This is a genomic window from Pedobacter sp. Bi126 (assembly GCF_918698245.1).
GTDB lineage: Bacteria > Bacteroidota > Bacteroidia > Sphingobacteriales > Sphingobacteriaceae > Pedobacter.
In genome coordinates this window covers 701989-714608 of the sequence record NZ_CAKKMS010000003.1, presented here as the reverse complement: position 1 = coordinate 714608, position 12620 = coordinate 701989, and the positions used below count along the sequence as shown (strand labels likewise).

Genomic DNA, 12620 nt, shown 5'->3' with positions numbered 1-12620 from the left:
TTTTTCAACACGGTAACCCAGCCAAAAATAGTTAAAAAAACCTTTACACAAATTGCAGGTTAATATTAAAAGATAAGCTTATTTTTGTGCCTTGAACATTCGCGATTTAATAAACAGATACAAAACCGACGATAGGGTAACCCAATTTACCAAAGCGTTGAACAGCAGCAAAAACCCAAAGATACAATTAAAGGGATTGGTGGGTTCGGCTGATGCTATTGTTGCCCTGTCTTCTTACTTTATATTACATAAACCCCTACTGTTCGTTCTACCGGATAGAGAAGAAGCGGCTTATTTTCAGTCTGACCTGGAAAGCGTTTTGGATAAACAGGTTTTATTGTTTCCTTCTTCTTACCGCAAATCATTTGATTTTACACAGGTAGATACGGCCAACGTTTTGGCCCGTGCAGAGGTTTTAAACGAACTGAACCACGATTCGGAATACGGAAAAATTGTGGTTTCTTATCCCGAAGCCATTGCCGAAAAGGTTATTGATCGCTCTGCTTTAGAAAAAAACACTTTAGAAATTAGTTTAGGTGCCAAATTGGGCATCGATTTTATCAACGAATTTTTAATTGATTATGATTTCGACAGAAGAGATTTTGTTTATGAACCAGGCCAATTTTCTATCCGTGGCGGTATTGTAGATATATTTTCTTTCTCATCCGATCTTCCTTACCGTATCGAGTTTTTTGGTGATGAGGTAGAAAGCATCAGGAGTTTTGAAATTGAAAGTCAGCTTTCGGTTGCTGATGTTAAATCGTTAACCATTGTGCCAAATGTTCAGGCGAAATTTTTAACCGAAAGCAATATCAGTATCCTTGACTATATCGATCAGGATACACAACTCTGGTTTAAGGATGTTGAGTTTACCCTTGATATTATTAAAGCAGGCTTTAAAAAAGCCGTTGAACTCTGGAAAGCTTTATCTATAGCAGATAAAACCCAAAACCCAGAATGGATCGACCCTAAGTTTGCCTTTACAGACGAAAAATTGTTGGGTGATCATCTTCAGGATTTTCCTTTGATAGAATTCGGCAAGCAGTTTTTTTATAAAACGGATAACCGTTTTGAGTTTGAAACCAAGCCACAACCTTCCTTCAATAAAGATTTCAACCTACTCATTCACAACCTTAAGGAAAATGAAAAGGCCGGCATTGTTAATTTTATTTTTACCGATTCGCCAAAACAGATCGAGCGTTTATATGCCATTTTAGAGGATATTGATAAAACGGCCAAGTTTACGCCAATTAACAGCATGCTGCGCGAGGGTTTTATAGATCCACAGATCCAAACGGCATTTTATACCGATCACCAGATTTTTGATCGTTACTATAAATACAAGCTTAAAAAAGGCTATCAGAAAAGCCAGGCCATTACCCTAAAAGATCTTCGGGAATTAAAATCAGGCGATTATGTTACCCATATTGATCATGGAATCGGCAAATATGCCGGGCTTGAAAAAGTTGAGGTAAATGGTAAAACGCAAGAGATGATCCGTTTAATTTATGCAGATAACGATCTGCTTTACGTAAACATCAACTCGTTAAACCGCATTGCCAAATACAGCGGCAAGGAGAGTGGAGTACCCAAGATGAATAAGCTGGGTACCGATGCCTGGGATAAGCTAAAAAAAACTACTAAAAAAAAAGTTAAAGATATCGCCCGGGATTTGATCAAGCTTTATGCTTTGCGGAAAACCCAGGCTGGAACAGCGTTTTCGCCAGATAGCTATTTACAAACTGAACTGGAGGCTTCTTTTATTTACGAAGACACCCCCGATCAGTTAAAGGCTACCCAAGACGTGAAAAAGGATATGGAATCACCACATCCAATGGATCGTTTAGTGTGTGGTGATGTTGGCTTCGGAAAAACAGAGATCGCTGTGCGTGCTGCATTTAAAGCGGTAGCAGAAGGCAAACAGGCGGCGATCCTGGTTCCTACAACCATTTTGGCTTTACAGCATTTTAAAACCTTTTCTTCGCGTTTAAAAGATTTCCCGGTTACGGTTGATTATATTAACCGTTTTAAAACCAGTAAACAGATTAAAGATACCCTTGCGGAGGCCGCAGCCGGTAAGGTTGATATATTAATCGGCACACACCGTTTGTTGAGCAAGGATGTAAAGTTTAAGGATCTCGGCATCATGATTATTGATGAAGAGCAGAAATTTGGCGTTACCGCAAAAGAAAGGCTAAAAGCAGTAAGGGTAAACGTTGATACTTTAACGCTTACGGCGACTCCGATCCCGAGAACGCTACATTTTTCTTTAATGGGGGCAAGAGATTTATCCATCATCAGTACGCCGCCACCAAACCGGCAACCAGTGAGTACCGAGTTACATGTTTTTAACGATAAACTGATTCAAGAGGCCGTTCAATTCGAGTTGGACCGCGGCGGACAGGTTTTCTTTATCCATAACCGTGTAAATGACCTGATGCAATTGGGAGGATTGATTCAGAAACTGGTTCCAAAAGCGAGGATCGGTATTGCGCACGGGCAGTTAGATGGCGATCAACTGGAAGATGTAATGCTCGATTTCATTAATGGAGAAAAAGATGTTCTGGTAGCCACAACGATTATAGAAGCAGGTTTAGATATCCCGAATGCCAATACCATCATTATTAACCATGCGCACATGTTTGGTTTGAGCGATCTGCACCAAATGCGTGGCCGGGTAGGGCGGAGCAACAAAAAAGCTTTCTGTTATTTACTTTCACCGCCATTATCTACTTTAACTTCTGAAGCCCGGAAGCGTTTAAGCGCCATTGAAGAATTTTCTGACTTGGGAAGCGGCTTTAACGTGGCCATGCGCGATCTGGATATCCGGGGAAGTGGAAATTTATTGGGCGCCGAACAAAGTGGTTTTATTGCCGAAATCGGTTTTGAGATGTACCACAAGATCTTGGATGAAGCCATCCAGGAATTAAAAGAAGCTGAGTTTAAAGGTCTGTTCGAAAATGAACCTGCCCGTCCGTTTGTAGGCTTTACACAGGTTGATACCGATCTGGAATTGTACATTCCGGATGCTTATATCACCAACATTACTGAGCGTTACAATTTATATACCGAGCTTTCTAAACTTGATAACGAAGCAGAATTAGCCATTTTTGAAAAACATTTGGCCGACCGTTTCGGTCCGGTTCCTCCACAGGTAAAAACCATGCTGAGTGTGGTGCGTTTGCAATGGCTGGGGAAAAAATTGGGCTTCGAGAAAATTAGTTTCAAGAAAAATAGTTTGCGCGGGTATTTCTTGAGCGATAAACAATCTGCTTATTTCGATTCGAATACCTTTACCAAGATTTTAACTTTTGCACAGAACCATCCGCGTATGTGCAATTTAAAAGAAGTAAAAAATACCTTAAGAATTGCTTTTGATAACATAAGTACTGTTGAAGAAGCAATTGAAACTTTAGCGCTTATCGATTAAAAAACGTTAATTGAGTCAGTCTATTGACTGAATTAACGTTTTTAAAATTATTATCATCGCCATCTTAAAAAATGTTAGACCCAACCTTATTGCTCGATTTAGTGAAAATGCAAATGCCTTATGGAAAATACAAAGGTTACCTGATCTGCAATATCCCCGAAAGTTATTTGCTTTGGTATAAGGATAAAGGCTTCCCGAAAGGCAAACTGGGCGATTTAATGGCTACGATGTTCGAAATTCGGGTAAATGGCTTAGAGTACCTGTTAACGCCCTTGAAAAATCAGCAACGTTAATTAAGTTCGAGAGGTAAATCGGTCATCTAATAACTGTGATTGTCATCCTGAGCGGAGTCGAAGGACCTAAAACGATCGCCCTCTTGAACTTGTTTCAGGATCTAATCGCATAACTATTTAATAGATGCTGAAATAAATTCAGCATGACGAATGAGGTAAATTCCCCGCAGATTAGCTTAATCTGCGGGAAACAAATCTATATCTCACAACCATTCTCATCACAAACTGCATCATCATTTTTATTTAATGATGTTATCGTGGCTTTGGGTTGAGCAGCTTTCCATTCCGTAAAACTTTGGGTAAGCGCATCGGTAAAAGCCTGAACAGGCTGAGCACCCGAAACGCCATATTTACGGTCCATCACAAAATAAGGAACCCCTCTAATGCCTAAATTCTGGCTTTCATAAATATCGTAACGAACGGCTTCAGCAAACTCATTTCCATTCAAAACTGATTCAGCTTCATCTTTAGCCAAGCCAATTTCTACAGCAAGATCAACCAAAACACTCGTTTCACCAATATTTTTGCTGTTTACAAAATGTGCTTCAAACAGTTTTTCTTCGGCTAAATCCTGAAGATTATGTTTTGCAGCCAAATGGATCAAACGATGTGCATTGAAGGTATTGGCAGGAATATTTGTATCAAAATCTATCTTCAAACCAGCATTTGCTGCCATATCCACAACCTGTTTGGTCATTTGCTTAGCTTGCTCGATTGGCATTCCCTTACTCCGTGAAAGGTAATCGTACACCGATTCGTTATTGGTATTGTGATACGCTGGATTGAGCTGATAACTCTTCCAATCCACCTCAATTTCATTTTTGAACGGCAATTTTTCTATCGCCTGCTCAAAATGTCTTTTCCCGATATAGCAAAACGGACACATTACGTCCGACCAGATTTCTACTTTCATAGCACAAAATTAAGGTGATTATACTTGCCTATAGTAAGGCCAAAGTAAAAAGCCGCTATCGTTTAGGATAGCGGCTTCCATATTAATCATAGAATGTTATTCTGAGGATAAATTATTGTACAAAATGCATATACATGACAAGGAAATTTTAATAAATTGATCTGCTACGAAGAACCGTCATTCCCAACTTGATTGGGAATCTTAATGCCTTGGTAGGTTTGCAAGTTGCATTACGATTCCCGCCTACGCGGGAATGACGACTGATCAGAAAGCTCAACATGGCAAACTCAATTATAACTACTTATACAACTGGTTAAATATCAGTTTAAAAGTACCGTGCGTTTGCGCTCTAAATGCAATTTCTGGCCCAAAAGCAAGCAGTTTGCCTTTGCCAACCTTTGCTTCAAAGGCCGTTACACCATCTTGCAGGTAAGCCTGCCCCCATGCCCAGCCGCTGCGCAAGGGTGTCGCATTTTCGAACCACATTAAAGGTTTAATCTTTCCAGCCACAATGGCATCGCCTGTGAGCTTAAAAACGGGGCTATTGTCAAAATATACGTCAGCTTCCTTTTCCATGCCCCAGGTTGTTGGCAAAGTTGTATCTACACCAACATTTAAAACACTTCCCGGAACATAATATTTTTCAGCAGGTAATCTCTTTTCCTCTCCGTTTACAATTTCAACCATTGCATTCCGAACCGGTAAATTTAAATGATAGGCCAAATTGGTACTGCTACCAATGGTCACAATATTACCCCCGGCTTCTAAAAATTTCTTTAATTCTGGAATCGATTTGTCTGCAGTAATCCTTCCCAAACGGTTTCTAAATTCTTGAGGAACTTCTTCTGCCATTGGCGCAAAAGACCTGTTTCCAAACCCTCCTCCTTGTACCGATGGTATTGCGCCACCCACAAAAACAATTACATCGTATTTAGATTTTAGGTTCCCCGCATCAATATCCTGGGGATAAATTACTGTTGCGTTATAATGGTATTGCTCCATTAAAAATCGCACCCACCCTGAGGCCATAGAACCTCCATAGGTATCCCAAAGGGCAATTCTTCCGGCAGAGATTTTAATTTTATCTTTTGGTGCAGCAGCACTTTTCAGTTTGATGTTTGCTTTTTCCAATATTGATTTCCCTGCTGATGAAACATAAAAATCGCCATTTTCTGTCGACCGGTAAACTTCAATTTTATTCTTCAAAAGGTCGTTCACAGCAGTATAGGAATCATTTTGTGCCGCACTCAACACATAATTAGATCCGTTAGGTAATTTATTATCCGGCTTTAATAGTTCTCCGTAAGGATTTTTCTCAAACGGCCCTGAAAAATCATTTAAAATCCGGTCGAATTTAACATCCATTAAATAGGCTAGCGTCCATCCTGCAGCATCATATGGCGGAATTGGCGCGCCTCCTTCATATTTAAAATCATTTGGGTGATCTTGGGGTTCGAACATATCTAAAACATGCGGACGAAAAGCCTGATCGGTCTTAACAATATAACTTCCTGCAGGATAATTTTTTCCTGCAACGGCAAATGAAGCGGTTGCTTTTTGAACCACAATACCTGTTCTGATCAAGGCGTTTAAAAATTTAAGGGCAGAATTAAAATCCGGCTGATCGGCGCTTAAAATATATCCGCGCGGATCTCTGTTTACAGGAGCCTTCATCACCGTATCAAAAGCTTTTATACTGATCTGGCGTCTTGGGCCAAAATCAGTATCTCCGCCTGCTATGGGTGTATTTTTTTCACTTTTTGCCGCATTATTAATGGCTTCTATTTTTTTAGGAGAAAAAGACCAGGTATCTTTTTTGCCACGTTCTATCGAATTTCTGCCCATCTGGTAGATGTTGTACAACAATTCGTCGCGATAACGTTGTGCGTAATTTAAAACGGCATAGTTTAACGATACTGAATAGTCAATCGAGTTTTTAAAGTACCATTTCCTTGGGGTAATCGGATTTGGCGAATCGCCGTTCGGTAATAATCTTGAAGGAACTAAGGGAATTTCAGAAGGTGTAGGGCTTCCGATAATTTCGGTCAAGAGCCCAATCATGTTATGAAAATAAGTGGTGGTTCTTAAACCGCCATTGTACCAGGTAGAGTAAACTGATCCCCCACGTTGGGTATAACCAGGTTTGTTTTCTACATTCATACGGTTGTGCATGGCCGCACCAACGGCATCTAAACTGGTTAACAGCGTTGGGTCGAAAACATAATTAAAAGGATCGCGGTAGGGAGGACCTGCTACAACCGTTCCTGCCGGACCAGCCTGATGGTGGTTATACATAATCTGCGGAATCCATTCCACAAAAAGCTGGCGGCCGATATTCTGCGTTTCTTTAAGGTTTAACATAAAAAAATCGCGGTTGTTATCATGACCTGCGTACTTTTCATACAAAACAGGCAAACCTGAAGTTGTTCTTTTTTTTGGGTCTTTCTCTCTCATATACCAATTGCTTACCAGTTCTTGCCCATCAGGGTTGGCATGGGTAAACAAAATGATTACATTATCCAAAATACGCAGGGTTTCAGGGTCTTTTCTGGAGGCAAACTCATAAGCAGTTTCGATCAGCTGATGTGCACCCACTACCTCGTTTGCGTGCAAGCCGCCATCTATCCAAACTACTGCTTTACCTTCCTGGGCTAATGCTTTTGCCTGCTCAGGTGTAATTTCTGCATGTGCCAACTGTTGCGAAATTTCCTTGTAACGGTCTAATTTCTTGAGGTTTTCTGGTGAAGAAACAATCAGCATATATTGACTTCTACCTTCTTCGGTTTTGCCAATATCAACCAGTTTAATGCGGTCAGAACTTGCTGCAAGTTTCTTAAAATAAGCTTCTGTTTGGGTATAATTGGCCAATTGATAATCGTCGCCGATGTCAAAACCGAAATGCGATTTTGGCGTTGGCACTTCCTGCGCCAGCACCGCACAACTATTTACCATTAAAAAAGCAAAGCAAAGCCTTTTAAAGTAGATTTTTATCATAATAAGGTTTAGTTAGGTAATCAAATATAGTAGAGAATAAGGTCCAAAAACCGCTTGCTGTAAATTTGTTACAAGTTTTAAATCCTAATCCATACATTTGTCCTGATGTAAGTTCTTAACTTTATTTTTCATCAACCGATACAGGTTCCCGGAATACAACCGGGATTAATAGGGAATCGTGTGCAAATCACGAGCTGTCGCGCAACTGTAAATTCTGTCTTTTTGTTAAAAGACAACGGTCTTATCATTCATGCCACTGTGCCGTTTACCGGGATGGGAAGGCGATAAGATCGGGAATAAGTCAGGAGACCTGCCTATATTGAATTGACGGTGCTTTCGCGTTATAAAGTAATTGGTCAGGTCTGATTGTACACCATAAAATTAACCATTTTATATGCTTGCTTTAAGCTTTTTGCTAATGAGTAGGCTGCTTGTGCGCTACCTTTCCTTTTTCATTTCTAACAAAAAACATTATAAAATATTGCTTTAAGGGCTTTTAAACGATTTATTTACTTAATCTTTAAAAGAGATGCTAACGCAAAATCTGGGCTATCCGCGAATAGGTAGCCAAAGGGAATTAAAGAAAATCTGCGAAAATTACTGGGCAGATAAAACTGGGTACAAAAATGTACTTCAGGTGGGAAAAAACATTCGCCACGAAAACTGGAACCTTCAAAAAGAAGCCGGAATTGATATCATTCCTTCGAATGACTTTTCTTTTTACGATCATGTGCTCGATCATTCTTTAACTTTTGGCGCGATCCCGAAAAGGTACAACGAAGTGATATTGAAAAAAGGAAATTCAGAGCTTGATCTCTATTTTGCAATGGCAAGAGGTTATCAGAAAGAGGGATTAGATGTGGTAGCGATGGAAATGACCAAATGGTTTGATACCAATTACCATTACATTGTTCCTGAGTTTTACAAAGACCAGCCTTTTAAACTTTTCTCTACCAAAATTATCGATGAGTTTTACGAGGCAAAACAATTGGGTATTACCACAAAGCCTGTTTTAATCGGTCCTGTTTCTTACCTATTATTGGGAAAAGAAAAGGAAACTGGCTTTGAAAAAATCGATCTGATCAAAAATCTCCTTCCGGTTTATATCGAGATATTATCCCGCCTGGATGCTTTGGATGTAGAATATGTTCAGTTTGATGAACCTTTTTTGACTTTAGACCTTACCGAAAAAGACAAGAAAGCTTACGAATATGCCTATAAAGAGATCAGAAAAGCTTTTCCAAGGTTAAAAATTGTTTTGGCTACTTATTTTGAGGGCCTGGGCAATAATTTAGCACTAACGACTTCACTCCCGGTAAATGTTTTACATATCGACCTGGTACGTGCTGAAGGTCAATTATCGGATGTTTTAGCTTCATTAAAAGAAGATACTATCCTTTCGTTAGGTTTGGTAGACGGAAGAAACATCTGGAAAAATGATTTCGAGAAATCTGTTTCAAGCATTAATCAAGCTGTAGAAAAAAGAGGCCTGGATAAGGTGTGGATCGCCCCGTCTTGTTCCTTAATCCACTCACCTGTTGATTTAGACAATGAAACCAATGCGCAAAACCTTTCAGCCGAAATTAAACAGTGGCTGGCTTATGCGAAACAAAAAATTGCGGAGGTAGCTACCCTAAAAAAACTGATCACCAACGAAAGCCCTGCATCTACCCTGCAAAAACTTGAGGAAAATAAGATCGCGATTGCTAACCGTAAAGTTTCTAAAATCATCCACAATCCTGAAGTTAAACAGCGTGTTTTAGGATTAAAAGAACAGGATGCAGAACGTTTAAGTCCATTTTCGAGCAGAAAAATTAAACAACAGGAACTCAATCTGCCAAGTTACGCCACCACAACCATCGGATCGTTTCCGCAAACGGCAGAGGTAAGAAGCTGGAGGGCAAAGCTTAAAAACGGAACTTTTACCGTTGAAGAATATGATGATCTCATTGCAAAAGAAACCGCAAAAGCCGTAAGCTGGCAGGAAGAAATCGATCTGGATGTTTTGGTTCATGGCGAATTTGAGCGCAACGATATGGTTGAATACTTCGGTGAGCAGCTGGATGGTTTTGCTTTCTCCAAAAATGGCTGGGTACAGAGTTATGGCTCCCGCTGTGTAAAACCACCGATCATTTTTGGTGATGTTTCGCGTCCGAAACCCATGACGGTAAAATGGACCGCCTATGCACAGTCGCTTACCTCCAAATATATGAAAGGTATGCTCACAGGTCCTGTAACCATCTTACAATGGTCGTTCGTACGTAATGATCAACCACGATCAGAAACCTGTACCCAAATTGCACTGGCCATCCGGGATGAGGTTTGCGACCTGGAAAATGCTGGGATAAAAATCATTCAGATTGATGAGCCAGCCATTAGAGAAGGTTTACCATTGCGCAAAGCTGATTGGCAAAACTATTTAAACTGGGCGGTTAAAGCCTTTAAAATTTCGGCGAGCGGCGTGAAGGATGATACACAGATCCACACGCACATGTGTTACTCGGAATTTAACGATATCATCCAAAATATTGCCGATATGGATGCCGACGTAATCACCATCGAAACCTCACGTTCGCAAATGGAATTATTAGACGCTTTTGCCGATTTTAAATATCCAAACGAAATTGGCCCAGGCGTATACGATATTCACTCTCCAAGGGTTCCGAAGAGGGAAGAAATGGTTCAATTGCTCAAAAAAGCAAAGGCTGTTATTCCCTCCGGGCAACTCTGGGTAAACCCTGATTGTGGTCTAAAAACCCGCGGATGGGACGAAACCAAAAAGGCCTTAATAGAAATGGTCGAAGCTGCCAAAGAAATGCGTAAAACCGAAGCGGTTTTGGCTGCAGATCTTCAGGTGAATTAATTCTTTACTTTGGCAATTTTCTACTAAAAATAACTAGAAAGTTGCCAAAGCTTTTTACAGCACCTATATTTAACGCATGACCCTAGAAGAAAGAATAGAAAATTCTAAAACCAGCATTTTTAAAGCCGTTTTCCCAAATACAACAAACCATTACGATACCCTTTTCGGCGGAACAGCCATGCATTTAATGGACGAAGTTGCTTTTATTACCGCAACCCGCTTTAGCCGTCAGATTATGGTTACCGTAAGCAGCGACAGGATAGATTTCAAAAAACCTATCCCAGCAGGTACAATCGTAGAGCTTATCGGTAAGGTAAATCATGTGGGCAATACCAGTTTAAAGGTTAATGTAGAAATTTATATCGAACAGATGTATGCCGAAGGAAGAGAATTGGCCGTTCATGGCGATTTTACTTTTGTGGCCATTGATGAAAATAAAAAGCCAGTTCAAGTGATTAAATAATCTTATAAGCTATGGCCAAAAAGATGTAAAAATCATAATGCCTTAATTTTTAAATTTGATTATGGAACAGCAACTTTCTGAAGAAGACTTAAAAAATATTGCTAAACAATTGGGTTGTCCCGAAGGGGAACACGGCATTAAAACAGGTGAAATGATGCATGCCAATAATATCGGCATGACTACTTCTGCAATTGAGGCATTAGATCTTAAAAGCGATGAAACTGTTTTAGAAATTGGTCATGGTAACGGCGGGCACATTGCTCAACTCTTATCAAAAGCCGAAAACCTCCATTATTTCGGTGCTGACATTTCTGCAACCATTATTGCCGAGGCCGAAAAGATCAATCAGGATTTCATAACAAAAGGAAAGGTTCATTTTCAGCTAACAGATGGCGTTACATTACCATTTGAGGATGATCGGTTTGATAAAATTTTTACGGTTAATACAATTTACTTTTGGACAAATCCAAGTGAATACTTCGACGAAATTAAGCGAACACTAAAACCTGACGGCACTTTGGCTATATGTTTTGCTGATAAAAATTTTATGAAAAACCTCCCGTTTACGTCTTATGGTTTTACACTTTACAATGTAGAAACCGTAAAAGAACTATTAGAAAAAGCGGGGTATACCATTAAAAATACGCTCAAAAAATTAGAGCAGATACAAAGTAAAACCGGTGAAAAGATAGAAAGAGCATATTACGTTATAACAGCTACTGCATAATCATAGTCCTCGTTTGTAACGAGGATTAGCGAGAATAGCGATTGTATCGCTAATAGCATAACCACATTACAAATGTGGATCTCATTCATCCTCGTTACAAACGAGGACGATAGATAAGTCAATTTTAATACAAAATCAGATACAGATAGGCATAAACCACTGGGGCAGACAGCAACAAGCCATCAAAACGATCTAATAAACCACCATGCCCTGGTAATAAACCACCACTATCTTTCGTATCCAAACTGCGTTTAAGCATCGATTCTACTAAATCGCCCAATGTACCAAAGCACGCAATCAATACAGCCATACCGATCCAAACCCAAGCTGGACTTTCGGTGAACAGAAATGATAAGCCAAAAGCAACCAAAACGCTGGTGAACATCCCTCCGAAAAAACCTTCCCAGCTTTTCTTTGGCGAGTGGCGCGCGAACAATTTACGTTTACCGTATTTTACACCAAAAAGGTAAGCACCTGTATCATTTGCCCAAAGCATCAGTAAAAATGCCAGCGGAAGATGAAAGTTATATTCGCTCCAGTTTTTTAAAAAGCCCAGGGCATGAAAAAAGCAGAAAGGAATGGTTACATAAACAAAGCCAACAAAAGTATACGAGATATTGGCGAATGGAATTTTGTTCTTTTTATATAACTCCGTTATAAAAACCGAGAAAATCAGCGGGATACAAAGCAGCAAATATTTCACATCATATTCCAGGTAATGTAAACCTGCTGCCATTAAAAAGATCAAAGATCCTGCTGCTAAACCAATATTTCGGTGTGGCCTGATGCCGGAGTTTTTAATCAGCTTGTAAAACTCAAATAAAGCCAAAACACTTAAAACAAGATAAAATATAGTAAAAGTATAGCTGCCCAGAAGGATAGAGCCAAGCATTACAATGGTAAAAAAGAAAGCGGTTATTGCCCTGGTTTTCATTTA

8 protein-coding genes and 1 riboswitch are annotated in these 12620 nt (G+C 39.8%); of the genes, 5 read left to right on the top strand and 3 right to left on the bottom strand.

The window, feature by feature from the left end:
* The first annotated feature begins 91 nt into the window (after positions 1 to 91).
* Positions 92 to 3430: a transcription-repair coupling factor gene (gene mfd / locus LQ201_RS13185; protein WP_230142988.1), complete on the top strand. Its 3339-nt coding sequence runs from the start codon at positions 92 to 94 to the stop codon at positions 3428 to 3430.
* A gap of 71 nt (positions 3431 to 3501) precedes the next feature.
* Complete coding sequence (locus tag LQ201_RS13180; protein WP_230142986.1) at positions 3502 to 3723, top strand: DUF3820 family protein; 222 nt, start codon at positions 3502 to 3504, stop codon at positions 3721 to 3723.
* A gap of 196 nt (positions 3724 to 3919) precedes the next feature.
* On the opposite strand, the gene LQ201_RS13175 is transcribed toward LQ201_RS13180, so the two are convergent.
* Together LQ201_RS13175 and LQ201_RS13170 are read right to left on the bottom strand one after the other, a co-directional pair.
* Complete coding sequence (locus LQ201_RS13175) at positions 3920 to 4636, bottom strand: DsbA family oxidoreductase (protein WP_230142985.1); 717 nt, start codon at positions 4634 to 4636, stop codon at positions 3920 to 3922.
* Positions 4637 to 4933: 297 nt separating this feature from the next.
* Positions 4934 to 7630, bottom strand: a complete 2697-nt coding sequence (locus tag LQ201_RS13170; RefSeq protein ID WP_230142984.1) for a M14 metallopeptidase family protein — start codon at positions 7628 to 7630, stop codon at positions 4934 to 4936.
* A gap of 125 nt (positions 7631 to 7755) precedes the next feature.
* A riboswitch (cobalamin riboswitch) is annotated at positions 7756 to 7963 on the top strand.
* Positions 7964 to 8159: 196 nt separating this feature from the next.
* On the opposite strand from LQ201_RS13170, the gene metE reads away from it, so the two are divergent.
* From metE to LQ201_RS13155, 3 genes are all read left to right on the top strand, one after another.
* Complete coding sequence (gene metE / locus LQ201_RS13165; RefSeq protein WP_230142983.1) at positions 8160 to 10493, top strand: 5-methyltetrahydropteroyltriglutamate--homocysteine S-methyltransferase; 2334 nt, start codon at positions 8160 to 8162, stop codon at positions 10491 to 10493.
* A gap of 76 nt (positions 10494 to 10569) precedes the next feature.
* Positions 10570 to 10956, top strand: a complete 387-nt coding sequence (locus LQ201_RS13160; protein ID WP_025141655.1) for an acyl-CoA thioesterase — start codon at positions 10570 to 10572, stop codon at positions 10954 to 10956.
* 61 nt (positions 10957 to 11017) lie between these two features.
* Positions 11018 to 11683, top strand: coding sequence for a class I SAM-dependent methyltransferase (locus tag LQ201_RS13155; protein WP_230142982.1), 666 nt, complete (start codon positions 11018 to 11020; stop codon positions 11681 to 11683).
* A 124-nt stretch (positions 11684 to 11807) separates the two neighbouring features.
* On the opposite strand, the gene LQ201_RS13150 is transcribed toward LQ201_RS13155, so the two are convergent.
* Positions 11808 to 12617 carry a phosphatidate cytidylyltransferase gene (locus LQ201_RS13150; RefSeq protein WP_230142981.1) on the bottom strand — a complete coding sequence of 270 codons (810 nt, stop codon included), beginning with the start codon at positions 12615 to 12617 and terminating at the stop codon, positions 11808 to 11810.
* Positions 12618 to 12620: the final 3 nt, after the last annotated feature.

What these genes read in the sequence shown, in the direction of transcription:
- LQ201_RS13180 (WP_230142986.1), top strand. Translation starts at nt 3,502, where the DNA reads ATGTTAGACCCAACCTTATTGCTCGATTTAGTGAAAATGCAAATGCCT.
- LQ201_RS13175 (WP_230142985.1), bottom strand. Translation starts at nt 4,636, where the DNA reads ATGAAAGTAGAAATCTGGTCGGACGTAATGTGTCCGTTTTGCTATATC.
- LQ201_RS13170 (WP_230142984.1), bottom strand. Translation starts at nt 7,630, where the DNA reads ATGATAAAAATCTACTTTAAAAGGCTTTGCTTTGCTTTTTTAATGGTA.
- metE (WP_230142983.1), top strand. Translation starts at nt 8,160, where the DNA reads ATGCTAACGCAAAATCTGGGCTATCCGCGAATAGGTAGCCAAAGGGAA.
- LQ201_RS13160 (WP_025141655.1), top strand. Translation starts at nt 10,570, where the DNA reads ATGACCCTAGAAGAAAGAATAGAAAATTCTAAAACCAGCATTTTTAAA.
- LQ201_RS13155 (WP_230142982.1), top strand. Translation starts at nt 11,018, where the DNA reads ATGGAACAGCAACTTTCTGAAGAAGACTTAAAAAATATTGCTAAACAA.
- LQ201_RS13150 (WP_230142981.1), bottom strand. Translation starts at nt 12,617, where the DNA reads ATGAAAACCAGGGCAATAACCGCTTTCTTTTTTACCATTGTAATGCTT.